General features: G+C 72.7%; 19 protein-coding genes and 3 tRNA genes. 10 read left to right on the forward strand and 12 right to left on the reverse strand.

The features are described 5' to 3' along the window. Positions 1 to 23: 23 nt before the first annotated feature. Entirely contained in the window at positions 24 to 1808 is a 1785-nt protein-coding gene (locus FE374_RS19985) for a mechanosensitive ion channel family protein (RefSeq protein WP_230978360.1), read from the reverse strand. 87 nt (positions 1809 to 1895) lie between these two features. Continuing rightward, complete coding sequence (locus FE374_RS16860; protein WP_230978361.1) at positions 1896 to 2393, reverse strand: GNAT family N-acetyltransferase; 498 nt, start codon at positions 2391 to 2393, stop codon at positions 1896 to 1898. Between the two features lie 106 nt (positions 2394 to 2499). Between FE374_RS16860 and FE374_RS16865 the strand changes: the two genes are divergently transcribed. Both FE374_RS16865 and surE read left to right on the forward strand, forming a co-directional pair. Beyond that, positions 2500 to 3561, forward strand: a complete 1062-nt coding sequence (locus tag FE374_RS16865; RefSeq protein WP_139930422.1) for a 1-phosphofructokinase family hexose kinase — start codon at positions 2500 to 2502, stop codon at positions 3559 to 3561. Positions 3562 to 3701: 140 nt separating this feature from the next. Continuing rightward, positions 3702 to 4559 carry a 5'/3'-nucleotidase SurE gene (surE, locus tag FE374_RS16870; RefSeq protein ID WP_230978362.1) on the forward strand — a complete coding sequence of 286 codons (858 nt, stop codon included), beginning with the start codon at positions 3702 to 3704 and terminating at the stop codon, positions 4557 to 4559. A 64-nt stretch (positions 4560 to 4623) separates the two neighbouring features. On the opposite strand, the gene FE374_RS16875 is transcribed toward surE, so the two are convergent. Further along, complete coding sequence (locus FE374_RS16875) at positions 4624 to 5001, reverse strand: metallopeptidase family protein (RefSeq protein ID WP_139930426.1); 378 nt, start codon at positions 4999 to 5001, stop codon at positions 4624 to 4626. A gap of 187 nt (positions 5002 to 5188) precedes the next feature. On the opposite strand from FE374_RS16875, the gene FE374_RS16880 reads away from it, so the two are divergent. The 5 genes from FE374_RS16880 to FE374_RS16900 all read left to right on the forward strand — a co-directional run bounded on the left by FE374_RS16880 (position 5189) and on the right by FE374_RS16900 (position 9422). Continuing rightward, positions 5189 to 5261, forward strand: a tRNA-Glu gene (locus FE374_RS16880). 56 nt (positions 5262 to 5317) lie between these two features. Then, a tRNA-Asp gene (locus FE374_RS16885) sits at positions 5318 to 5391 on the forward strand. Positions 5392 to 5435: 44 nt separating this feature from the next. Further along, positions 5436 to 5511, forward strand: a tRNA-Phe gene (locus tag FE374_RS16890). A 366-nt stretch (positions 5512 to 5877) separates the two neighbouring features. Next, the gene (locus FE374_RS16895) at positions 5878 to 6837 is read left to right on the forward strand and encodes an ABC transporter ATP-binding protein (RefSeq protein WP_139930428.1); all 960 of its coding nucleotides are present in this window, start codon (positions 5878 to 5880) and stop codon (positions 6835 to 6837) included. Continuing rightward, positions 6837 to 9422: an ABC transporter permease gene (locus FE374_RS16900; protein WP_139930430.1), complete on the forward strand. Its 2586-nt coding sequence runs from the start codon at positions 6837 to 6839 to the stop codon at positions 9420 to 9422. The genes FE374_RS16895 and FE374_RS16900 overlap by 1 nt, the downstream gene beginning before the upstream one ends. A 37-nt stretch (positions 9423 to 9459) precedes the next feature. Here FE374_RS16900 and FE374_RS16905 read toward each other — a convergent pair whose 3' ends face one another. Next, positions 9460 to 11970, reverse strand: a complete 2511-nt coding sequence (locus FE374_RS16905; RefSeq protein WP_230978363.1) for an ExeM/NucH family extracellular endonuclease — start codon at positions 11968 to 11970, stop codon at positions 9460 to 9462. A gap of 396 nt (positions 11971 to 12366) precedes the next feature. Between FE374_RS16905 and FE374_RS16910 the strand changes: the two genes are divergently transcribed. Next, complete coding sequence (locus FE374_RS16910; RefSeq protein WP_230978364.1) at positions 12367 to 12810, forward strand: phage holin family protein; 444 nt, start codon at positions 12367 to 12369, stop codon at positions 12808 to 12810. After that, the gene (locus tag FE374_RS16915) at positions 12807 to 13073 is read left to right on the forward strand and encodes a DUF3618 domain-containing protein (protein ID WP_139930433.1); all 267 of its coding nucleotides are present in this window, start codon (positions 12807 to 12809) and stop codon (positions 13071 to 13073) included. The genes FE374_RS16910 and FE374_RS16915 overlap by 4 nt, the downstream gene beginning before the upstream one ends. Positions 13074 to 13176: 103 nt before the next feature. Here FE374_RS16915 and FE374_RS16920 read toward each other — a convergent pair whose 3' ends face one another. Next, positions 13177 to 13386: a BldC family transcriptional regulator gene (locus FE374_RS16920; protein WP_139931671.1), complete on the reverse strand. Its 210-nt coding sequence runs from the start codon at positions 13384 to 13386 to the stop codon at positions 13177 to 13179. A 426-nt stretch (positions 13387 to 13812) separates the two neighbouring features. Between FE374_RS16920 and FE374_RS16925 the strand changes: the two genes are divergently transcribed. After that, positions 13813 to 14013, forward strand: coding sequence for a DUF3073 domain-containing protein (locus FE374_RS16925; RefSeq protein WP_139931672.1), 201 nt, complete (start codon positions 13813 to 13815; stop codon positions 14011 to 14013). A gap of 302 nt (positions 14014 to 14315) precedes the next feature. Here the strand turns inward: FE374_RS16925 and purM are convergent, their stop codons facing one another. The 7 genes from purM to FE374_RS16960 form a co-directional block, all read right to left on the reverse strand. Continuing rightward, on the reverse strand, positions 14316 to 15446 hold the full coding sequence (gene purM, locus FE374_RS16930; RefSeq protein WP_139930435.1) for a phosphoribosylformylglycinamidine cyclo-ligase: 1131 nt from the start codon (positions 15444 to 15446) through the stop codon (positions 14316 to 14318). Then, positions 15443 to 17017 carry an amidophosphoribosyltransferase gene (purF, locus tag FE374_RS16935; protein ID WP_230978365.1) on the reverse strand — a complete coding sequence of 525 codons (1575 nt, stop codon included), beginning with the start codon at positions 17015 to 17017 and terminating at the stop codon, positions 15443 to 15445. Before purF ends, purM begins: the two co-directional genes overlap by 4 nt. 120 nt (positions 17018 to 17137) lie before the next feature. Further along, entirely contained in the window at positions 17138 to 18649 is a 1512-nt protein-coding gene (locus FE374_RS16940) for an RNB domain-containing ribonuclease (protein ID WP_139930439.1), read from the reverse strand. Positions 18650 to 18682: 33 nt separating this feature from the next. Further along, positions 18683 to 20146, reverse strand: a complete 1464-nt coding sequence (locus tag FE374_RS16945) for an HAL/PAL/TAL family ammonia-lyase (RefSeq protein ID WP_139930441.1) — start codon at positions 20144 to 20146, stop codon at positions 18683 to 18685. Between the two features lie 44 nt (positions 20147 to 20190). Next, positions 20191 to 20661: a hypothetical protein gene (locus FE374_RS16950; protein ID WP_139930443.1), complete on the reverse strand. Its 471-nt coding sequence runs from the start codon at positions 20659 to 20661 to the stop codon at positions 20191 to 20193. A gap of 99 nt (positions 20662 to 20760) precedes the next feature. Then, the gene (locus tag FE374_RS16955; RefSeq protein ID WP_139930445.1) at positions 20761 to 21216 is read right to left on the reverse strand and encodes a sterol carrier family protein; all 456 of its coding nucleotides are present in this window, start codon (positions 21214 to 21216) and stop codon (positions 20761 to 20763) included. Between the two features lie 149 nt (positions 21217 to 21365). Continuing rightward, on the reverse strand, positions 21366 to 23204 hold the full coding sequence (locus tag FE374_RS16960) for a bifunctional metallophosphatase/5'-nucleotidase (RefSeq protein WP_139930447.1): 1839 nt from the start codon (positions 23202 to 23204) through the stop codon (positions 21366 to 21368). Positions 23205 to 23275: the final 71 nt, after the last annotated feature.

The raw sequence follows: 23275 nt of genomic DNA on the forward strand, positions 1-23275 counted from the left end.
CCTGCGCTGCGAACGCGTCCGCGTCACGCCGGCCCGTCTGCGTCGTCCGGCGCCGCGTCCTTGCCGTGGACCGCCCCGCGCCCCCGGCTGTCCTCCCGTTTGCGCTCGGCCACGGCCTCGCGCTCCTCGAGCACCTCCTGGGCCGGACCGCTGAACGCCTCCGCCCGCTCCTCGGCCTCTTTCGAGCCGCTGAAGAAGCTCGCCTCGTGCCCGACGGCCGTGCCGGTGGGCTGCAGCACGGCGGTGCTCGCCGACTCGTCCTCGGCGCGGGGCCGGCGGACACGCAGCGGTGTCCGGGTGGCCGGGCGGGTGGGGACGGGTGTGGTGGCCGAGCGGTCGTCGGCCGCGTGGTCGCGCGCCGCGTGGCTGCCGGCGTGGTCGCGCGCCGCGTCGTCGTTCCCGTGGTCACCGCCCGGTCCCGGCTCGCCGGGCAGCGCGAGCGCGCCCGGCTCGATGAGCTGGGTGGTGTCGGTGGAGGGGCGCGGCCGCAGGTCCGCCCGGCGCAGGCTCTCCCCCGAGCGGGCGCGGCGCCGGTCCTCGCGCTCGGCCCGGCGCCGGGCGCGCCGGGCGGCGAGCTCACGTTCGCGCCGCACGTCGGTGTCCTCGGGCAGCGGCGGCGCGAGCAGGGTGTCGTCCGCTGCGGCCGTCGGCGCGCCGTCCAGCTCGGTGAGCTCGTTCAGCTCGTCGACCACCTCCCGGTAGCGGGGGTCGGAGCGCTTGTCGGTGACCGTCACGACCTCCTGCTCTTCGAACCGCTGCCGGGGCAGGGCGTAGGGGGCGACAGTCTGCAGCCAGTCCACGAGGTTCTCGCGCAGGAAGTACTTCAGGTCGGTCAGCGTGCCGGCGTCCTTGCCCGAGACGAGGGCCCGCATCGTCAGCGTGCCCCCGGTGGCCTTGTCCACCTGGAGCAGGCCCACCCGCTCGTCCCACAGGTCCGTCTGCCGCAGCAGCCGCTCGAGCTCGGCACGCATGGCCGGGACGGGCACGCGCCAGTCGGTCTCGATCTCCACGGTGCCGAGCAGCGCCGGCGCCTGCCGCGTCCAGTTCTCGAAGGGCTTGGTGGTGAACTCGGTCGACGGCATGATCATCCGCCGGTCGTCCCAGAGCCGAACCACCACGTAGGTCAGCGTGATCTCCTCGATGTAGCCGAACTGCCCCTGGACGATGACGATGTCGTCCACCCGGATCGCGTCGGTGAAAGCGAGCTGAAGTCCCGCGAAGACGTTGCCGAGCGTGGTCTGCGCGGCCAGGCCGGCCACCACCGAGAGCAGACCGGCGGAGGCCAGCAGGCTGGCGCCGGCGGTCCGGGCCCCCTCGAAGGTGAGCAGTGCCGCCGCGATCCCCACGACGACGATGACGGCGACCCCCACCCGCCGCAGGACCTGCGCCTGGGTCTGGACCCGGCGTGCCCGGGTGGTGGCGCCCGTGCGGGCGATGCGGGCGAGCGCGGCGTCCTCCACCACGCGGACCATCGCGGCGACGAACCAGGTGACCGCGGCGATCAGGACGATCAGCAGGGCGTGCTGGGCGAACGTACGCCAGGTTGGCTCGACGATCCCCCGCGGGACGGGGGTGGCAAGGACGAGGCCGGTCCACGCGCCGATCACCACCAGGATCGCCTGCAGGGGCCGTCGGCCACGCCGCACCAGCACGCCGGCTACCGGCCGGCGCCTGGCGACGACCCGCATGGTCCCCGTGACCACGTAGCTGGCCAGGAGCCCGGCGATCACGCCACCGGCCACCCACAAGGCGACGGACAGCCACTCGACGGCGATCTCGGCAGTCTCTTGGAGCTCGGCAGACCTCATGGTCCCAGGCTAGGTCGGCGCGCCCGTCGGGCACCCCACGGGATGCCCGGCTGGTACCCGAGTGGATACCCGGTACTTGCCGGGACCTCAGAGGTCCTTGCCGAGGAACACCGTCACGTACGGGTTGTCCTCAAACGGCTGCGTGGCGGTGTACCCGGCGGACGCGTAGAGCGAGATCGCCTCGGTCAGCGACTCGTTGATGCTGAGCACCACCCGCCGCCCGCCGAGCGCCCGGGCGCGGTTCTCCAGCGCGCGCAGCAGGAAGCGCCCCAGCCCCTTGCCGCGGGCGTCGGTCGCCAGCCACATCCGCCGCAGCTCGACGTCGCCGTTCGGGAGCACCCGCACCCCGCCGCACCCGAGCACGGTGCCGGAGGCGAGCTCGGTGAGCAGGAGGAAGTCACCCCTGGGGGGCGTGACGTCGTCGGGGTCCACCTGCTCGGTCAGCTTCGGGTCGAAGCCGCCCTCCAGCCGCCGGTCGAGCTCGGCGAAGTAGGACGAGAGGGCGCGCGCCGCGCGGTCGCTGGCCGCCTGCCCCTCGATGATGCGCACGGGCGGCGTGCTCGTCGTCTGCTGCGGGCTCGTCATGCCCATATGGTGCCTCCGGCGGCTCCCCTCTGCCTACCGGTGGGGAGCGGTCAGAATGCCGCGGCGATCCCTCGCGTGCAGCGCGTGCGGCCCCTACTCTCCGTGCATGGACGGCTTCGCCGCGCCGCTCGGTGCGGCCTTCCCCCTCGTCCCGGAGAATCCCCCGGCCCGGCCGCACGGTGCCGGGACGCCGGGAGCGGCGCCCGACGTCGTCGCGGGGACGCAGCAGCGGCCCAGGATCTGCGTGCTCGCCCCGACCCCGCTGCTGGTCGTGGAGATCGCCGAGACCGAGGGGCTGCCGGACCGGACGGGCCGGCAGGCCGACGTGCACATGCACCCCGGCGGTCAGGGGCTGTGGGTCGCGCGGATGGCGGTGTCCCTCGGTGCCGAGGTGACGGTGTGCGGGCCGTTCGGCGGGGAGATCGGCCCGCTGGTGGCGCAGATGCTCATCACGGACAAGCTGACCATCCACGGGGTGGCCTACAACGGCGGCAACGGCGCGTACGTCCACGACCTGCGCGGCGAGGACCGCGAGACGGTCGCGCACATGCCGCCGTTCTCCCTCAACCGGCACGAGCTGGACGACCTGTATGGCACGGTGCTCGTCGACGCCCTGGAGGCGGACGTGCTGGTCGTGACCGGGGCCGAGCCGGCCGACGTCGTCCCGGCGAGCTTCTTCGGCCGCATCGTGCGGGACCTGAAGCAGGCCGGCTGCACCGTCGTGGCGGACCTGTCCGGCGAGGCCGCGATATCCGCCGCGAAGGCCGGGCCGCACGTGCTGAAGATGAGCCACGAGGAGGTGTGCGCCGCCGGCCTCGCACCCGACGCCGAGGAGGCCTCGCTGCTCGCCGCTGCGCGAAAGCTGGTGGACCGGGGGGTGCGCGCCATGGTGGTCTCCCGCGCGCAGGAGTCCTCCCTGCTGGTCACGGCCGAGAGCGTGCGCCTGGTCGAGGGGCCCGTCATGACCCCGCTCGACCACCGCGGGGCCGGTGACTCGATGACCGCCGGGCTCGCCGTCGGCCTCGGTCGCGGACTCGACATCGCCGACGCCGCCCGGCTGGGTGCGGCGGCGGGCGCCCTTAACGTCACCCGGCGCGGCCTGGGCACGGGCCGGCGGGACCAGATCGAGCGCTTCGCCCGGCGCATCACTGTGCGGGAGTCGCCGTAGCCGGCCGGTCGCGCAGCCCGGGCGCCGACTGCCGCAGGTTGCCGGTGCGGGCGGCGTCGGATGCGTGCAGCGGCACAAGCGGGAAGATGGTGGCAACCGGCTCGGTCCTCTAGAGGAGATGGTGCAAGGTGCGAGTGCTGGTGACCAACGACGACGGCATCGCCTCAGCCGGGCTGACCGTCCTCGCAGAGGCCGCCCTCGAGGCGGGCCACGAGGTCGTGGTCGCGGCCCCGCACCGCCAGTACTCGGGCGCGAGCGCGGCCCTGACCGCGCAGGAGCAGGACGGGCACCTCGTGCTCGTCGACGAGCGGCCACCCGGACTGCCCGACGGCGTCACCGCCTTCGGGGTGAAGGCGGCCCCGGCGCTCATCACCTTCGTCGCGGCCTTCGGCGCGTTCGGCCCCAAGCCGGACGTGGTGATGAGCGGGATCAACCTGGGCGCCAACACCGGGCGCGCCACCCTGCACTCCGGCACGGTCGGGGCGGCGCTGTCCGCCTCCTCGCACGGCATCCGTGCGATGGCCGTCTCCATCGCGTCCGCCAAGCCGCAGCACTGGGACACCGCCCGGCAGGTCTCCGCGCGCGGGCTGCACTGGCTCGTCGAGCAGCCCTGGCACGACCGGGTCCTGAACATCAACGTCCCGGACGTCGCCCCGGACCGGCTCCGCGGCCTGCGGGCGGCCTCCCTGGCCAGCTTCGGTGCCGTCCAGGCACGGGTGAAGGAGAAGGGCAGCGGCTACGTCCAGCTGACCTACTCCGGCGCGGAGGCCGAGGAGGAGCCCGGCACCGACCACTACCTCCTCGCCCGCGGGTGGGCCACGATCTCCATGGTGCGCGCACCGGTGGACGACGAGACGGGGATCGTGCTGCCCACGTTCGACGGCGCCGTCGCCGGTGACGACGCGGAGAAGATCCACGTCAGCACCGGCACCGTGATGTCCTCCGGGGACGACGCGGTGGCCGGGGAGATCGCGGAGGACGACGAAGAGAGCGCCTGACCCGCGCCCTCGGGCGTCACGCGTCAGGTGTCGGGTGTCAGGTGCGGGTGTCGGGTGTCGGGTGTCAGGCCCAGCCGAGCTCGTGCAGCCGATCGTCGTCGATCCCGAAATGGTGCGCGATCTCATGCACCACGGTGATCGCCACCTCCTCGACGACCTCGTCGGCGCTCTCGCACATGCGCAGCGTGGGGCCGCGGAAGATCGTGATGCGGTCCGGGAGCGAGCCGGCCGCCCACCACGAGTCCCGCTCGGTCAGCGGGGTGCCCTCGTAGATGCCCAGCAGGTCGTCCTCGTCTCCCTGGAGCTGCTCGGGGGTGGGCTCGTCCTCGACGAGCACCACCACGTTGTCCATCTTCTCGGCCAGCTCCTCCGGGATGAGGTCCAGCGCGTCCGCGACCGCCTCCTCGAAGGCCTCCTGCGTCATCTCCACCACGAGCCCCATCTTGCCTCCCCGGGCGGCGGCCGTTCTCCGGAGGGATCGCACCGGTTCCCTTCCAGTCCCCGCGGCGGCACTCCGGCGCGTGACCGGGAGCACACCTTGCCGACTTTGCTCCCCGACCCTTCTTCCCCGTATGCTGACCGAGGTCTTGGGGCGCTCCGGCGTCACGGGTAGTCCACAGCAGTAACGGGCCCCCATCGTCTAGCGGCCTAGGACCCCGCCCTTTCACGGCGGTAGCACGGGTTCGAATCCCGTTGGGGGTACGCACCACCAGCAGGACAAACTGAATACGAAGTACCAGGCTCCACGCCTCACACGAGGCCCCGTAGCGCAGTTGGTTAGCGCGCCGCCCTGTCACGGCGGAGGTCGCGGGTTCAAGTCCCGTCGGGGTCGCCGGTACGGACGCCCAGTCCGAGAGGACTGGGCGTTCGTGTCAGGGCTCTGTAGCTCAGTTGGTAGAGCGTTCGACTGAAAATCGAAAGGTCACCGGATCGACGCCGGTCGGAGCCACCACAGAAGGCCCCGCACTTCCGAGTGCGGGGCCTTCGTCGTCCCGGATGGGGATCGCTGTCGCAGACTCGGCACAGGAGCGACGTGATTTCTCGCGGCCCAGCCCGACATCGCAGCACCGTCACACCCGACAAGACCGGCCCGCGCCAACGGGGTCGATTGCGACGATGTTGCCGTCTCCGTAGCCCGCCAGACAGCAAGTTCGTCGCAGTGGGGAGGACGCCACGCGCACGAGCCCACCGAGTGCGACGAAGGTGCGGCCAGTCGGGCAAGAACATCGTCACGCCGGACGGTGGACGCTGCGCGGAGACCTGTGGCAAAGCGTCATTGAGGACGACGGCGCTCCCGTCCCTGAGCGAGAATCGCCGCATGGGCAAGCACAGCACCGGTGAGCCGGACGGTCCCGCCGCCGGGCATGCGACAACGACCGCTCGGGAGCACTCGACAGACGTCCCCGAGGCGGCCCGCGACGAGACGTCCCGGCTGGATAGTGCGGCCCGCCCGGCCGGCCCTCCTCCCGACGGGCTCCGACGCCGTCCCACCCCGGTGCACACCCCCGCCGAGCCCGCACCCGACACCATCGCTTCCGCGCGCGGCCTGACCAAGGTTTATGGCGCCGGTGACACCCAGGTGCGCGCGCTCGACGGCGTCGACGTGGACCTCGCACGCGGCGAGCTGACCGCCGTCATGGGTCCGTCCGGCTCGGGCAAGTCCACCCTCATGCACTGCCTCGCCGGCCTGGACTCCCCGACCGCCGGCTCCGTGGTGGTCGACGGCGTCGAGATCTCCCGGATGAACCAGCGCCAGCTGACCAAGCTCCGGCGCACCCGGATCGGCTTCGTGTTCCAGGCCTACAACCTCGTGCCGACGCTCACCGCCGCGGAGAACATCCGCCTCCCGCTGGACATCGCCCGCCGGCCGGTCGACCACGAGCGCTTCGACGCCGTCGTGCGCGCCGTCGGGCTGCAGGACCGGCTCCACCACCGGCCCAGCGAGCTCTCCGGCGGGCAGCAGCAGCGGGTGGCGTGCGCGCGGGCGCTCATCGCCGAGCCCTCGGTCGTCTTCGCGGACGAGCCCACCGGCAACCTCGACTCTCGCTCCGCGGCGGAGGTGCTGAGCTTCCTGCGCCGCAGCGTGGACGACCTGGGCCACTCCGTCGTCATGGTCACCCACGAGCCCATGGCCGCGGCCTATGCCCATCGGGTCCTGTTCCTGGCGGACGGCCGGCTCGAGGCCCAGCTGCTCGACCCCGACGAGGCCGCGGTGCTCGACGCACTCGGCGAGCTCAGCGTCGCCCGCGAGCGCCGGCGCGCGACCGAGCCCGCCTGATGCTGCGCGTCGCGCTACGGGAGGTCCGCAGCCACCTCGTCCGGTTCCTGCTCAGCGTGCTGGCGGTCACGCTCGGCATCGCGTTCGTCACGGGCACCTTCTCCCTGCGCGCCATGCTCGCGGACACGTTCGGCTCGATCATCGCCTCGACCACTCAGGGCGACCTCTATCTGCGCGGCGCCCCGGAGACCGGGGGTCCTCAGGAGTCCGACGGCGGTGAACCGTCCGGCGCGGGCGCCGCACCGGGCGGCACTCTCACCGAGCCCCGTGATCCCGTCCCCGCCACCCTGGCGTCCGAGGTCGCCGGGCTCGACGGCGTCGCCCAGGCGGTGCCGGACCTCCTGGGCACCGTCGTCCTGATCGGCGCCGACGGGCAGGCCGTCGTCAACGGTCAGGCCCCCTCGCTGGGCAGCGTGCTCCGCGAGAACGACCCCTCCGGCACCCTGCTGGCCGGCCACGCACCGCGGGACGCCGGCGAGATCGCGCTCGAGACCACCACGCTCCAGGCCTCCGGTCTGCGCCTCGGGGACACCACCCGCGTCGTCGTGGGCAACGGCCGGCTCACCGACGTGACGGTGGTCGGTGAGGTTACCTACGGCAACCCGATGGTCGGGACCACCCTCGTCCTCGTCGACCCGGCCACCGGGGAGGCGGCGTTCGCCCCGCAGGGCCTCGTGCCCCAGGTCGCGATCTTCGCCGACGCCGGCGCCGATCTCCCCGCGCTCGAGGAGCGGGTCGCCGCCGCGGTCCCCGACGACGTCGAGGTGGTCACCGGCGCGCAGCTGCGGGACGAGGCTACCGAGGCCATCAACCAGCTGCTGGGATTCCTTGGCACCTTCCTCCTCGTCTTCGCCCTCATCTCGCTGTTTGTCGGGGCCTTCATCATCGCCAACACCTTCGCGATGGCGGTGCGCCAGCGGCAGCGGGAGTTCGCGCTCCTGCGGGCCGTTGGCGCCTCCCCCGGCCAGGTGCTCACCACCGTGCTGGGCCAGGCCGCCGTGGTGGGCGCGGTCGGCTCGGCGGCCGGGGTCGCCGCCGGTGTCGGTCTCGTGGCTCTCCTGCGCGTGTGGCTCGCCACGATGGGGATGGAGCTGACCGGCGACGTCGCCGTCACCCCCGCGCAGGCGGGAGCGATCGTGGCGCTCGGCACGGGCATGGCCATGGTGGCTGCGCTGCTGCCGGCCCGCCGCGCGGCGGGCACCCCGCCGGTCGAGGCAATGCGCGACGACGTCGTCGTGGTCGAGCGCTCGCTGCGCCTGCGCGCCGCGGTCGGTGCCGTGGTCCTGGCCGGCGGCGTGGCGGCCACCGTGGTCTCGGTCCAGCCGGAGACCACCCGGGCCGGCACCTGGCTCGGCGTCGGCGCGGGCGCCGTGCTGCTCGGCGCGCTGGCCGTCTCCCCCGCGATCGCACGGGCGGTGCTGGCGGTGCTCGCCGCCCCGTTCGTCGCCCTGGCCCGGCCGATGGGCCGGCTGGCCCGCGGGAACGTCACGCGCAACCCGCGCCGGACCGCCAGCACCGCCGGGGCGCTGATGATCGGCATGGCGCTGGTGGGCGCGTGCGCGGTGCTCGCCGAGTCGGCGCAGGCCTCGACCAGCGCGATCGTCGCGACCGAGTCCCGCGCAGACTTCTGGGTGCAGTCCGCCACCCGCGCCGTGCCGCCGCAGGTGGCGACGGACATCGCCGCGCTCGACGTCGTGGCCCGCGCGGACACGGTGACGGTGGGCCAGGCCACCGTCACCGAGGCCGACGGCACGCAGGAGGGATTCCGGGCGGCCGGGCTGCCGGCTGGCGCCCTGGGGCAGACCATCGAGGTCGCCGTCGACACCGGCTCACTTGCCGGCCTGGCCGAGGGTGAGATCGCCGTGTCGCGCACCGCCGCCATCGAGCACGGCTGGTCCGTCGGCGACGTCTTCACCCTGCCCACCGCCGACGGCCCGCGCGAGGCCCGGGTGGGCGCCGTCATCGAGTCTCAGCTCCTCGCTGCCCCGCTGATCATGGACTCCGCCCTCTTCACGGCAGTGGTCCCGGACATCGAGACCGTGGTGCTTGCGGTGCTGGTCGACGGGGCGGACGGGGTGAGCCAGGACGAGCTACGGACGGCGCTCAACGGCGTCGTCGAGCCGTACGTGGTGCTGACGGTGCAGGACTCAGCGGAGCTGACCAGCTCGCTGGCTGAGCAGGTGGACCAGGCGATGGTGATCCTCTACGCGCTGCTGGGGCTGAGCGTGGTGATCGCGGTGCTGGGGATCGTCAACACCCTCGCCCTCGCCGTCATCGAGCGCACGCGTGAGATCGGGCTGATGCGCGCCGTCGGGCTCGGGCGTGCGCAGCTCGGCTCGACGATCGTCATCGAGTCGGTGCTCACCGCCGTCTTCGGGACGCTGCTCGGGGTGGCGATCGGGGTGGGGCTGGCCTCGGCCCTGCCCAGCGTGTTCGCCGAGCAGGGCCTGACCGAGCTCGCCGTGCCGTGGGACCTGCTCGGGGTGATGGTGCTGGTCTCGGGGGTCGTGGGCGTGGTCGCGGCGGTGCTGCCCGCGTGGCGGGCGACGTCGTTGCCGGTGCTGCAGGCGGTCGCGGACGAGTAGCCGGGTGCCGGCCAGGCCGGCACCCGACCGTCGCCTGCTACCCCTTGCCGCCCTTCTCCCAGGCGTGGTCCGGTGCCTTGCCGGGCAGCACATCCAGCCCCACGATCACCGGGTCGTGGTCGCTTGAGCGGAACGGTGAGGCGTCGTAGAGGTTGGTGACGTTGTAGTTGTGCCGGCTGTACTCCAGGCCGACCGACTCCCCGGCGTTGATGTTCCAGATGTCCGCGCCGGTCACCAGCTTCGTGGCTGCCTGGTTGGCGAAGACGTGGTCGAGGGAGCCGACCAGTCCGTCGAAGGAGTAGGTGTCCTCCTCGGTCCTGGTCTGGCCGATGTTGGTGTAGCCCGCGTCCCCGAGCACCACGAGCGGGTCCTCCTCGGTGTAGGAGTTGAAGTCGCCCACGAGGAAGACCGGCGTCGCCCTGTACTGGGCAGCGAACGCCACGAGTGCCTCCGCCTGCTTGACGCGGTCGGCGTTGGACAGGCCCTGCCCCTCGTCCACATCGTTGCCAGGGCCCACGCCCGACCCCTTGGACTTGAAGTGGTTGGCGATGACGACGAACTCCGGACCCTTGGGCTGGCCGCCGGGGTTGAGCGCCCGGAACGCCTGGGCCAACGGCTCACGCGCGTTGGCGAACGCCGCGTCCCCGACGAGGATCTGTGACTGGCCGACCGGCGCCACCCGCTTGGTCTTGTAGATGAACGCGTTCCGGATGATGTCCTCGGCTGCGGGCACGTTCGCCGGGGAGGGCACGTAGGCCCAGGTCCCCGCGCCGGCATCGGCGTTGAGCGCGTCGACCAGGTGCGAGAGGGCGGTGTCGCGGCTGCCGGTGAAGATGAAGGAGTTCTCGATCTCGGCCAGCGCGACGACCTCGGCGTCGAGGGCGTTGATGGCTGCGACGATCTTGGCCTGCTGGCGCTCGAGGTCCTCATCCTCCGCCGCGCCGCGCGGGTCGCACCGGTCCCGGACGGTGACCGGGTCACCGACGCGGTCGCTGAAGTACCGGCACCCGGCCACCTCGTCACCGGTGGTGGTGAAGTAGTTCAGCACGTTGAAGAAGGCCAGCTGGATGTCGCCGCCGACCTGCTCGGGCGCGGCCTCCCGGGTGTTCTCGAACGTCGCGGGGGCCGCACCGTTGGTCCCCGTCACCTGGGTGGTTGGCTGGAAGTTCCACTGGAAGCGGTAGTCGAGGATCACCGGGTCGGTGAAGGTGACGGCCGCACCCACCCGGACGGGGTTCTCGAGGCTGAGGTACGGGATCGGCGTCTGGTGGTAGGGCTGGTTGAAGTTGGTGTAGTCCCAGCTCGAGCCGTCGTCGAGGGTGACGGCGCGCGCGGCGTTGCCGGCCGCGACGGCGTCGAACGCGGCCCGGTCCGTCACCGGGTTCGCGGTCTCGCTCGGCTGCACGAGCGGCTCGGTGCCCGCCGCGAGCCCCACGGAGCCGAACCGGTTGGTGTCGAAGGTGTCGGTGACCGTGTACTCCCCCTGCGGGGCGACGAGCATGCCCTCGAAGACCTCACGGCCGGCGTCGGTGGCTGGAAGCGCGATGGCGGCGGGAACCACCGGATCAGCCGGTTCGTCGAGGACGGCCCACTCGTCGGCGGTGATCTCGGTGAGCGTGCCGAACTCCGACACCTCCCCGGTCACCTCGAGGTACTGCCCGACCTCGGCCTGCTGGGCGAGGTCGCCGGAGAAGACGAAGATGCCGTCCGAGGCGTCGTGACCGGTGAGGTCGGCGCCGGTGCCGGGGGTCTGGAGGTAGACACCGTCGAAGTTGCCGGTCGGGTACGCGGCAGTGACGACGCCGCGCGTGACCACCGTGCGGCCGACGAGCGGCGAGGCTGCCCCGGTGCCCTGGATCTCGGCGATCGTGGCCTCGACCGTCTCGTCGTCGCCATCGCTGCCGGAGCCCTGGGGGGTGGGTGCGCCCATGGTGAAGTCGGCGGCGTTGTTGTCGGTGTCGGCGAAGGCCGTGCGCGACCACGACAGCGGGGTGGCGTTGGTGCCGGTGGTGGCCGCCACCGCGCCCTCGAAGGTGTTCGAGGTCCCGTAGCCGATGAGGTCCACGATCTGGGCGTTCCCGGCGACGTTGCCGGTCGGCAGGGTGACCGCGGACGCGGCTCGTACGAGAGCGACGGTGCCCGTGGTGCCCGAGGGGTTCAGCGCACCGGCCACGAGGTCCACCTCGGGCACAGCCTCCCCCACGCCCCCGTTCGAGCCACCCGAGACGAGGAAGTGCCCGCCCGCCGCGATCGTGCCGGACAGGGGCACGGTGTTGTTGCTGCTGCCCGACGCGGTGGCCGCGCGGTACTGCAGGCTCAGGCCTGCGAGGTTCACCGGAGCGTCGGTGGGGTTGTACAGCTCCACGAACTTGTGCGTGAACGGCTGGTTGGCGCTGCCACCCCGGGCGTAGACCTCGTTGATGACGACACCGCTGCCGTCCGGCGCGGCGACCGCCGGGATGACGGCGACGGGCGCCGCGACCAGGGCACCAGCTGCCGCTGCGGTCACCCCCGCTCTTCTCAGGAACGACATATTGCGTGGACTCACGACCATCTCCTTCGTGCCGGACGAGCCGGCAAATGTCCGGGGGTGGGGAGGATCCCCTCTTCCTCTACCTCTTCCGGAGCGGGCATCGTCGACCGCGCCGGAGCGCCATTCACCCAGATGGTCACAATTCGGTCAAGGGTTTCCGCGCACCTCAGCCGAGAAGTCATGCGCGGGCCATCGGCCGTTCGCTGACCGGACGCTGACGCTCAGAAAAGTCCCCTGGGCCGGGAGTAGTCTCCACTGAAACAGCAGCACCGCCCACCACAGGAGCCACAGACGTGAAAGCTTTGCGCCCATGAGCGTGCACAGCAGGGCGGGTGCCGCAATCATGGGATGTCCGGACCGGTCCGCCCAGCAGGCGCCCCACCACCGGCCACGAACGAGGAGACGATCGCGGTGAGCACATCCGCAGAGCACACCACCCCGGTGGTCGAGGCGACGAAGGTCGAAGGGCCCGGCAAGGGACGTAGTGTCGGGGAGCTCATTGCCACGGTGTCCGAGCAGTTCTCGCGGTTGATCCGCGACGAGCTGCAGCTTGCGCAGGTCCAGCTCGCCGAGAAGGGCAAGCGCCTGGGCATGGGGGCCGGCCTCCTCGGCGGAGCGGCGATCGTGTCGCTGTACGCCGTCGGCGTGCTGCTGGCCGCCGCGGTCCTCGGCCTCGCGACGGTGCTCCCGGCGTGGCTGTCAGCCCTGATCATCGGCGTGTTCCTGCTCATCGTGGCGGCCGTCGTCGGGTTCGTCGGCAAGAAGGCGATCGATGCCTCCAAGCGGTTCGCTCCCAAGCCCCAGGAGGGCCTCAAGGACGATCTCGACGCCGTGAAGAAGGGGATCCAGAAGTGAGCGAAGAGCGCAAGCGCACGGCCGAGGAGATCGAGGCGGACCTCGCTCGCACGCGGCGGGCCCTGACGAGCACCGTCAACGAGCTCTCCGACAAGCTGGACCCGCGCAGCCAGGTGGAGGCGGCGCGCACGGCCGCGCAGGCCAAGGCACGCACCTTCGCCGACGACGTCAGCAGCGGTCAGCCCAAGGCGCTCGCGATCGCGGGTGGCGCCGTGGCGTTCGTGGGGCTGCTCGTCGTCGCCGCTGCACGCCGCCGCGGCTGATGGCCGCGCCCGCGCGGTAGCGTCCCGCGGGCCACACCGCCCGCATGGCAGCCGAACGGCCGTGACCGCCGCCCTTGGCGACGGTCACGAACGTGCGGTGAACTCAGATTGCGGTGGGGTGGTGCGCGTCGACCAGCCCGCTGGCGGCAAGCAGCTCCTCCACCTCACTGCGGCGGAAGCGGCGGTGCCCACCCAGGGTGCGGATCGAGGAGATCTTCCCGGCGTTGGCCCAGCGGGTCACGGTCTTGGGGTCCACACGGAACCTCGCCGCCACCTCGGACGGGGTCAGCAGCTGCTCCGTCGTGCCTTCCATCGTGCTCATGGGAAACCTCCCGGGGTCGTTATGGCTCGCGCCTCCCGCGCGCTGCTGTTTGTCAGTCCATCACGGCTCCGACGGCTCCACCCGGGCCGATGGTCCCGACAAACTGGACTATTGCCGCGTAGGTTCGTTGACCGCGTTGAGTGTCCGTATCTGCGGGCGCCGGCCGGTGCGAGCCGCCGTTCCCCCAGCGCTGCAATTCCACGGCGCCTGAGCCGCCGCCCAGACCGCCTCATGGTGAGACGAAGCCTCTTGCCTCTTGAGCACGTGAGAGACGACCCACAGCGCTCGGAGGTGTTCAGGAATGGCTGTAGGGCGCTTCGACCATGTACCGTGGCACCACGACACAGATGACCATAAACACGGGGCCGCACCAGTAGAGGTGCCTGCCCCGGTTCTACGTTGGAGGGGGTCGACGCCATGGGGCGCGGCCGTCAAAAGGCCAAGCAGACGAAGGTCGCTCGCAAGCTGAAGTACTTCAGCCCCGAGACCGACTATCGAGCCCTCGAGAAGGAGCTCACGTCGCGTACTGACGACGACGGGTACGGCCAGATCCCTCCCGCCACGGACGACTGGGAAGACACCGAGGACCAGGGCTGGGACATCCGTTCCGCCCATTGATCGTCGGCGTTCCCCGGCCGTCCCTGCACATCGCGGCGCCGGTTCGCAGCAGGTGGCCGATGCCCGCGTAGAGCGGGCACTGCTGCGTCCCGCCCGCGCCGCTCGGTGAGCGGCGCGGGCCCTTCCGGCGTCACTCGTGTGTGGCGCCGGCCGGCTGCTGCCGGGATCGGGTCGAGGGGCAAGGCACGGCAGGCCGGTCACGGCCCGCCGTGCCGACGTGCCTGCCTTCGGGCCGGCGGGCCGACATCTCGCGGAGAAGATGACATCTCGCGGCGAGAGGGGGCTCTGCTCGTGCGGGGTGGTCAGCTCGTGCGGTACTCCCCCACGAGGCGCACCGCGCCGCCGTCGACACCCTTGGTGCCGCGGACGACGTCGGGCCCGGCGACCCCGTCGTCCTGGCGCACCGAGCCGAGCACCCATGCGTCGATGCCGCGCGCGCGCACGGCCGCGAGGGTGGCGTCGGCGCTGTCGGGTGCCACGACGGCGACCATGCCCACCCCGAGGTTCAGGGTGTTCTGCAGGTCGTTCCACGGCACCTGGCCGAGGCGGCGGACGAGGTCGAAGATCGGCGGGACCACCCAGGTGGACCGGTCCACCTCGGCCACCAGCCCCTGGGGCAGCACCCGGGCAAGGTTGGCGGCGAGCCCGCCGCCGGTGACGTGGCTGAACGCGTGGACGTCGACGGCGTCGTCCCCCACCAGGTCCAGGCAGGCGGGCGTATACAGGCGGGTGGGCTCGAGGAGCTCCTCACCGAGGGTGCGACCGAGCTCGGGCACCTCGCGCTCGTAGCCCCAGCCGGCGACGTCGAAGACCTTCCGCACCAGCGAGTAACCGTTGGAGTGCAGGCCCGAGGCCGCCATTGCGACCACGACGTCACCGGCGCGCACACGCTCGGCGCCGAGCACGGCGTCGGCCTCGACGACGCCGGTCGCGGCGCCGGCGACGTCGTACTCGTGCTCGCCGAGCAGCCCGGGGTGCTCGGCGGTCTCCCCACCGAGCAGCGGGGTGCCGACGAGCGCGCAGGCCTCGGCGATGCCTCGGACGATGTCGGCGACCCGCTCGGGGACCACCTTGCCGGTGGCGATGTAGTCGGTCATGAGCAGCGGCCGGGCGCCGACGACCACGATGTCGTCGACGACCATGCCGACGAGGTCGTGGCCGATGGTGTGGTGGACGTCCATCGCCTGGGCGACGGCGACCTTGGTGCCGACCCCGTCGGTGGAGGTGGCCAGCAGCGGCCGGCGGTAGGCCTTGAGGTCGGAGACGTCCACGAGCCCGGCGAAGCCGCCGACGCCGCCGACGACGCCGGCGGTGTGCGTGGCGCGCACGGCGTCCTTCATGAGCTCGACGGCGCGGTCCCCCGCCTCGGTGTCCACACCGGCGGCGGCGTAGGTCAGCGGCGCGGTCTCGCCGGCGGGGCTGGTCTCGGTCACTGGGGGGCTCCGGTGGTCGTGGGCGTCGGGGTGGCCCCGCTGACCGCTTCCGCGGGCACGCCGGGGGTGTCGGCCCCGGCGACCGGCGCGTGGCCGGTGTCGGGGACGGACGGGGCGTCCGCCCCGGAGACGGTCGCGCCGTCGCGGATCGTGATCGGGTAGCTGCCGGTGAAGCACGCGGTGCACAGCCGCTCGCGCGGCACGGTGGTGGCCTCGATCATCCCGTCCAGGGAGATGTACCCCAGGGAGTCGGCGCCCAGGGAGGCGCGGACCTCCTCCGAGCTCAGACCGTTGGCGATGAGCTCGGCGCGGGTGGCGAAGTCGATGCCGTAGAAGCACGGCCACTTCACCGGCGGGGAGGAGATACGCACGTGCACCTCGGCCGCGCCGGCCTCCCGCAGCATCCGGACCAGGGCCCGTTGGGTGTTGCCGCGCACGATGGAGTCGTCGACGACGACGAGGCGCTTGCCGGCGATGACCTCCTTGAGCGGGTTGAGCTTGAGGCGGATGCCGAGCTGGCGGATGGTGTCGGTGGGCTGGATGAAGGTGCGGCCCACGTAGGAGTTCTTCACCAGGCCCTGCGCGAACGGGATGCCGGACTCCTGGGCGTACCCGATGGCCGCGGGGGTGCCGGACTCGGGGGTGGGGATGACGAGGTCGGCCTCCACCGGGTGCTCGCGGGCCAGTGCCCGTCCCATCTCGGTGCGGGCGGCGTTGACGGACACCCCGGCGATCTTGGTGTCGGGCCTCGCCAGGTAGACGTACTCGAAGACGCACCCGTGCGGGGTGGGGGTGGCGAAGTGCCGCGACCGCAGCCCGTCGGCGTCGATGATCAGCAGCTCGCCGGGCTCGACCTCGCGGACGAAGGTGGCGCCGACGATGTCCAGCGCGGCCGTCTCGGAGGCCACCGCCCAGCCGCGTTCGAGCCGGCCCAGCACCAGCGGGCGCACGCCGTGGGCGTCGCGGGCGGCGTAGAGGGTGTGCTCGTCCATGAACGTCAGCGAGAAGGCCCCCTCCAGGAGGGGCAGCACCTCCATGGCCACGTCCTCGAGCCGGTCCCCGGCGGCGGTCCGCCCACCCAGCAGGGCGGTGACCACCGCGGTGTCGGTGGAGGAGCCGCGCCCCAGCTCCCCGCGCAGGTCCTTGCCGAAGCGTTCGCGCACCAGGTCCATCAGGATCCGGGTGTTGGTGAGGTTGCCGTTGTGCCCCAGGGCCACGGTGCCCGACGCCGTCGGGCCGAGCGTGGGCTGGGCGTTCTCCCACGAGGAGGAGCCGGTGGTCGAGTAGCGGGTGTGGCCGATGGCGATGTGGCCCTTGAGCGACTGCAACGCCCGGTCGTCGAAGACCTGGGACACCAGCCCCATGTCCTTGTAGACCAGGATCTTCTCGCCGTCGGAGGTGGCGATGCCGGCGGACTCCTGCCCGCGGTGCTGGAGGGCGTAGATGCCGAAGTAGGTCAGCCGGGAGACGTCTTCCCCGGGGGCCCAGACGCCGAAGACCCCGCACTCGTCCTGCGGGCCCTTCTCGCCGGGGAGGAGGTCGTGCGAAAGCCGTCCGTCGCCGCGTGCCACGTCCCCCATGGTCCCACACCGCTCCGTGGCCGGCTGCGGTGTCCACCACCGGTGCGCACCTGGTCACACGGTTTGTCACCGGCCGCGCCCGCCGGGCGTCACGCCGGGACCAGCCGGGTGTCACGCCGGGGCGAAGAGCACCTTCCGGTCGGCCACGTCCACCTCGACCAGGCGCACCTCCAGCTGCTCGCCCAGCGGCAGCACGTCGCCCTCGATGCGAGCCCGCACGGCCGGCTCGCGCAGCACCACGATGCCGCGCTCGGGGCGCGCGGGTCCGGCCCCGGGACCACCCGCGCCGGGGTCGCGGTCGTTGCCGTCCACGTCGACGACGACGCCGTCGAAGGTCTGCCCGACCCGCCCGTCGAGCACGAGCGCCTCGATGGCGTCCAAGGCACCCCGCTCGTACGCGTTCGCCCGGCGGGTCGCGCCGGCCATGATCTCCGGCAGCTGCGGGAGGGCCGCGCGCACCCAGTCCGGGACCGCGGCGCCGGCGCTGTGCGCCAGGCACACCTCCAGGCCGTAGCGGTCGACGAGCCGCCGCAGCGGCGCGGTCACGTGCGCGTACTCGGCGGCGATGGCCGCGTGCTCGGCCGCACCCGCCGGCGGGACGGGCTCGGCGCCGTCGACACCGAAGGCGAGGTAGCCCGCGCCGCGGAAGAGGGTCGTGGCCTCGGAGAGGAACGCGGCGTGGGCGGGGACGTTGGAATCCAGGGTGGGCAGCAGCTCGGCGTAGGTGGTGCTCGCCGGCCAGCTCAGGCCGAGGGCGACGGCGGTGCGGCGCAGACGCGCGACGTCCCGGGGATCGGCGGGCGGCAGCGTGCGCAGGACGCCGACGCCGGCCTCCCGCATCAGCCGCGCCGCCGCGATGCCGGTCAGGAGGGAGATCTGCGCGTTCCAGCCTTCGACGGGGAGCGTCGCGCGGTGCCGCAGCACGTAACCGTCGTTCTCGGGCACCGCCTCCTGCTCGGGGATGTCCAGCGAGACGGCGCCGCGTGCCCGCTCACGTGCGATGCGCAGCTCCCCCACCGTCCGCAGCAGCACGGGCAGGTCTGCCGGGACGCTCGGTGGCAGCGAGGCATGGCCGTCGTGCGCGGCCTGCACCTGCTCGTAGGTGAGCTGGGCCCGGGACCGGACCCGGGCACGGGTGACCCTCACCGTGGCCGCGTCGAGCGTGCCGTCGGCGCGGACCCGCAAGCTCCATACGCAAGCCGGCCGGTCCTGACCTTCGAGCAGGCTCGCCACGCCGGCGCTCAGCTCGGGCGGGTGGAGCGGGTAGGAGCCGGTGGGGCCGTAGACGGTCACCCCGCGCTCGTGGACCTCCTGGTCGATCGCGCCGCCGGGCTCGACGAAGGTGGCGACCGAGGCGATCGCGTAGCGGACCAGGTAGCCGTCGCCGTCGGCCTGGATGTGCAGGGCCTGGTCGAGGTCCTTCGAGCCGGGTGGGTCGATGGTGACGAAGGGGACGTCGGTCGCGTCGGCGCCGGGCAGCGCGGCGGTGGCCGCCCGCCGGACCTCCGCGAGCACCGGCTCGGGGAAGTCGGCGGGGATCTCGAGCTCGGCGCGCAGGCCGTCCAGGGCCTGGCGCACCTCGTCGGACGCGGCGGCGGGCAACCTCAGCTGGCGTGCGGGCACAGCGGAAACCTTAGCCGGGCCGGGTCCGGGTCCTCAGATGGAGGGGAACCGGCTCCGGAGCTCGACGTGCACGGCGTCGGCGTAGGGCGCGGCGGCGGCGATGGCCTCCTTCACCGTGGCCAGGACGGCCGCCGTGCCCGCTCCGGTGACCGACGCGGCGGCCTGGGCGAGCACGTCGTGGGCGAGGAGGAGCTCGATCGCGAGCAGGTCCTCGAGCATGTGCAGTGCCTCGTCCGTGCGGCGCACGGCGAGCGGCGCGCCGGTGCCGTGGTCCTCCACGCCCAGGTCGAGGGGCGGGACGCCGAGGGTGGCGGGGGCCGCGGCCTGCACGAGCTCGGGCAGCAGGGCCGCGGCGGTGGGGCGCAGCTGGAGGCCGTACACGGACGGCGGGGGCGTGCCCTCCGGCATCTGCCGGAAGAAGGCGTCCCAGAGCTGGACCGTCCGGCGCTCGCTGAGCTGGCCCACGTGGGCGACGGCGATCCGCAGGGCGTCGAAGGCGATGGCCAGCACCATCGGGTGAAAGTTCCCGTTGCTGAGCAGCGCGTCGTCGGGCACCGACACGAGCGGGTTGTCCGCCGCAGCGTTGAGCTCGGTGGTCACCGCGCGCCCCGCCGCCGTCACGTACTCCCGCAGCGCGCCGTGCACCTGCGGCACCACCCGGAACGACAGCGGGTCCTGGACCGAGCGGGCACCGCCCGGCGCCGTCAACGCGCTTCCCGCGAGCACGTCGCGGAGGTGGTCCGCGGCGGCGACCTGCCCGGCGATCCCCTTCGCCCGTCCCACGGCCGGGTGGAGCACCGTGAGGTTGGCTCCGGTCGCCTCCATCGACAGCGCGGCGGCGACGTCGGCCGCCTCGGCCACCCGGGCGGCGCGAGCGAGGACGAGGGCACCGTGGCCGACCGAGACGCCGTTGGCGGAGATGAGCGCGAGGCCGTCCTTCCCACCCAGCTCGAGGGGCGTGATGCCGGCCCGGCGCAGCGCCTCACCGCCGGGGAGCACCTCCCCGCCGTACTCGGCGCGGCCCGCGCCGACGGCGACCTGCGCCATGCTCGCCATGTGCCCGAGGTCGCCGGCGCCCACCGACGAGGTCTCCGGGACCACGGGGTGGACGTGCGCGTTGAGCATGTCCGCCAGGATCTCGGCCGCCGGTACGCCGGCGCCCGAGCCGCCGCGGGCGATGCCGTTCAGGCGCACCGTGAGCGCGGCCCGGACGACGTCGGTGGGCAGCGCCCGGCCGATCCCACCGCTGTGGGACATGACCAGCCAGAGCTGCTGGTCGCGGATCTCCTCGTCCGTGAGCCGGGTGTCCTTGCCGTGGCCGACCTGGGTGGTCAGGCCGTAGACCGCCTGGTGGGCGCCCAGCGTCCGGTCCACCACGGCGCGGCCTGCGGCGATCCGTGCGCGGGTGCCGTCGTCGAGCTGCACCCCGGCGCCGGAGACGACGCCGAGCAGATCCGCGATCGACAGTGGCGACTCACTGATCGTCACGGTGGCCATGACCGTCCTCCGGTGGTCGAGCGACGAGCGCGTCGCCCGGGATGTTACGACCGCGCCGCCGGGGGCGCCTCACCGGCGGCGGGCACATCGCGGGTCGGCGTGTCGAGAGCACCGGGCGCGGCCCGGCGTCGCCAGGAGCGGCGGTCGAGCACGATGGCGACACCGAGGCCGGCCAGGCCGCCGGTGACGCCGAGTCCGATGAAGAGGAGCCAGAAAAGGTCCGACCGCGCCAGGTCGCTGGGCGGGGTGAGCAGTGCCAGGGCGAGGGAGAGCAGGGCGCCGAGGACCACCCCGAGGAGGATGAACCGGCCGAAGCGGGGGGCGTGCCGGACGGTGGCGGGGTCGACCCGGTACTCGCTCGCGTCGACCTCCGCGGCGGTTGCCGGCGGCCCGGCGGGCTGGGCGGTCGGTGCGGACGGTTCCGACCCGGCGTCCGGACCGTCCGGGAGGGCCGCGCGCGCCTCCGGCGGGACGCCGTGGGTCGTCGTCCGAGGGTCCTGATCCGCTGCGCTCACCCGACCAACCTACCCGCCGGGCTCCGCGGGGACGGAACCCGGCGCCCTCAGGGCCGGGCGCTGCGGTGGCCGGCGTGCTTGGTACGCCGGAACCGCCGGTCAGCCCCTGGCACGCACCAGAGGCAGGACGGGGCTCAGGTCGGCGCGTGTGCCGGAGGCGAGGACGCGGCCGGAGGCGACGGCGTCGTCCCAGGCGAGCCGTCCCGTCGCCAGGGCGAGCCACGTCTCCTGGTCCGTCTCGACGACGTTGGGCGGGGTGCCTCGGGTGTGGCGCGGGCCGGCGATCGCCTGCACCGCCCCGGCCGGTGGCACGCGCACCTCGACGCTGTTGCCCGGCGAGCTGGTCGCCAGCTCCTCGAGCGTGAAGCGCACGGCGGTGCGCACGACGGCGGTGGGCAGGTCCGCCGGGACGGGCGCGCCGCCGTCGTCCGGGCCGTCCACGTCCGGCCCGCCGCCTCCTGGGCCACCGTCCTCAGGGCCGTCCTGCCGTGCGGTCAGCCACCGGGTGAGGGCGGCCATCCCGTCGGTGGGGTCGATGCGTCGGCGCGGGGGCACGGCTCCACGATAACCGGCGCCCGCGTGGGCGGCTCGCGCCTGAAGTACTCGCTCGGCACGCGGTCCACGACGCACCCCGCACCGCGCACGACGGCGGGGCCCGCCCCGAGAGGATCCTGGGGCCGGCCCCGCCGCTGATGTGCCGGCAGTCAGCCCAGCTCGTTCACCCGGTCTGTCCCCGGCGGGGCGATCGGGCCCTCGGAGCCGAGGTAGGCGATGAGTGCGTCGAGGTCGCCACCACCGCCCACACGCAGGCTCGGGTCGATCTCGTTGAACACGGTGAAGCTGTCCCCGCCGTCGACGAGGAAGTTGTTCACCGTGACGAGGTACGTCGCGGCCGGGTCGATCGGCACGCCGTCGAGGGCCATGTTGGTGACCTCGATGCTGCCCGGGGTGCACACGCGCCCGTCCAGTGTCCGGGTGACGTCGTAGGTGAAGCCCGCCGAGACCCCCATGTGCAGATACCGAGGCTGGCACTGCTGGAGGAGCATCCGGTGGATCTGGTCACCGGTCATGGGGATCGTGCTGAGCAGGTTGCCGAAGGGCTGGACGTTGAAGGCCTCGGCGTAGGTCACCACGCCGTTGCCTTCGGCGCCGCTGGCCGCGTAGAAGAGGTCCGCGCGGATACCTCCGGGGTTCATGAACGCGATCTGGGCGCCATTGTCCTGAGTGGCCCAGAGCTGAGCGTCGGCGATCATGTTGCCGAGATCGGACTCGGCGCCGCGGTTGTCCGAGCCGCCGGTCTCGTACTGGCGCCGGATGTCCGCGGTGATCTGGCCGACCTCGACGTTGCCGACGACGTCGGAGAGCGCCTTCCACTTGGCGATGATGTCCGTCTGCTCCTGGTCCTTCGCCACGTCCTGGCTGACCACGTGGTTGACGGCGGTGACGGCGTCGCGTCGCACGTCGCCGGTCTTCCGGCTGATCGTGAGGTTGACCTCCGAGACGATGCGGCCGAACGAGGCCGCGCTCGTCACCCGGCGGGGCTCGCCGTCGGGGTCGTCGATCTCGCAGTTGTAGGCCTGGTGCGTGTGCCCGGTGAGGAGGACGTCGATCTCGGGGTCGAGGTTCTGCGCGATGTCGACCACCGGACCGGAGATCCCCACGCACTGGTCGTAGGTGCCTGTCTGCGCACCGCCCTCGTGGAGGAGGACCACGATGGCCTCGACGCCCTGCCGCTGAAGCTTCGGCACCAGGGCGTTGGCGGTCTCGACCTCGTCGAGGAAGTCCCAGCCCACGATGCCGGACTGGGCCACGAGCGCGTCGGTGCCCTCGAGGGTCATGCCGATGAAGCCGATCTTGGCGCCCTGGAACTTCTCGATCCAGTACGGCGGGAGCGGCGTCTTCCCGGTCTCCTCGTTCTGGACGTTGGCGGCAAGCCACTGGAAGTCGGCGCCGGGGTACGGCTCGTCGGGGAAGTAGCAGCCGTCCACGGGGTGGCAGCCGCCGTCCTGCATGCGCAGCAGCTCGGTGACGCCTTCGTCGAACTCGTGGTTGCCGACGCTGGAGACGTCGAGCCCCATGGCGTTGAGCGACTCCACCGACGGCTCGTCGTGGAAGAGGCCGGAGAGGAAGGGCGAGCCACCGATGAGGTCGCCCGCCGCGACCGTCAGGGTGTTGCCGTGCCCTTCGCGCAGCTGCTCGAGGTGAGTCGCGAGGTACTCGGCCCCGCCGGCCGGCACCGTCCCGATCACGCCGGGGGTGTTCGCCTCGAGGTGGCCGTGGTAGTCGTTGAACGCGAGCAGCTGGATGTCGACGTCGCCCGGGCGGGGCTTGTCGTCGTTCTTGCCCTTGTCGTCGTTCTTGCCCTTGTCGTCGTTCTTGCCCTTGTCGCGGTCGCTGTGGCTCGTGTTGTGGTCACTTCGGCCACCGCGGTCGTCGGCGGGGCCACCGGCCGTCGCGCCGCTGGCTATGAGCGCGACCGAAGCTAGCGTCACCCCTGCGGTCAGCGTCACACGCTTCAGCAGCCCTCTTCTTCCTCTGGACATGACACTCCTTTGTGGTGGTCCATCGAGTGGGCCGAGGTTAGCGGTGGGCCGCGTCCGAGGGAAGACGTCGC

The sequence above is a fragment of the Georgenia yuyongxinii genome, assembly GCF_006352065.1.
Taxonomy (GTDB): Bacteria; Actinomycetota; Actinomycetes; order Actinomycetales; family Actinomycetaceae; genus Georgenia; species Georgenia yuyongxinii.

What these genes read in the sequence shown, in the direction of transcription:
- FE374_RS19985 (WP_230978360.1), bottom strand. Translation starts at nt 1,808, where the DNA reads ATGAGGTCTGCCGAGCTCCAAGAGACTGCCGAGATCGCCGTCGAGTGG.
- FE374_RS16860 (WP_230978361.1), bottom strand. Translation starts at nt 2,393, where the DNA reads ATGACGAGCCCGCAGCAGACGACGAGCACGCCGCCCGTGCGCATCATC.
- FE374_RS16865 (WP_139930422.1), top strand. Translation starts at nt 2,500, where the DNA reads ATGGACGGCTTCGCCGCGCCGCTCGGTGCGGCCTTCCCCCTCGTCCCG.
- FE374_RS16875 (WP_139930426.1), bottom strand. Translation starts at nt 5,001, where the DNA reads ATGGGGCTCGTGGTGGAGATGACGCAGGAGGCCTTCGAGGAGGCGGTC.
- FE374_RS16895 (WP_139930428.1), top strand. Translation starts at nt 5,878, where the DNA reads ATGGGCAAGCACAGCACCGGTGAGCCGGACGGTCCCGCCGCCGGGCAT.
- FE374_RS16900 (WP_139930430.1), top strand. Translation starts at nt 6,837, where the DNA reads ATGCTGCGCGTCGCGCTACGGGAGGTCCGCAGCCACCTCGTCCGGTTC.
- FE374_RS16920 (WP_139931671.1), bottom strand. Translation starts at nt 13,386, where the DNA reads ATGGAAGGCACGACGGAGCAGCTGCTGACCCCGTCCGAGGTGGCGGCG.
- FE374_RS16925 (WP_139931672.1), top strand. Translation starts at nt 13,813, where the DNA reads ATGGGGCGCGGCCGTCAAAAGGCCAAGCAGACGAAGGTCGCTCGCAAG.
- FE374_RS16945 (WP_139930441.1), bottom strand. Translation starts at nt 20,146, where the DNA reads ATGGCCACCGTGACGATCAGTGAGTCGCCACTGTCGATCGCGGATCTG.
- FE374_RS16960 (WP_139930447.1), bottom strand. Translation starts at nt 23,204, where the DNA reads ATGTCCAGAGGAAGAAGAGGGCTGCTGAAGCGTGTGACGCTGACCGCA.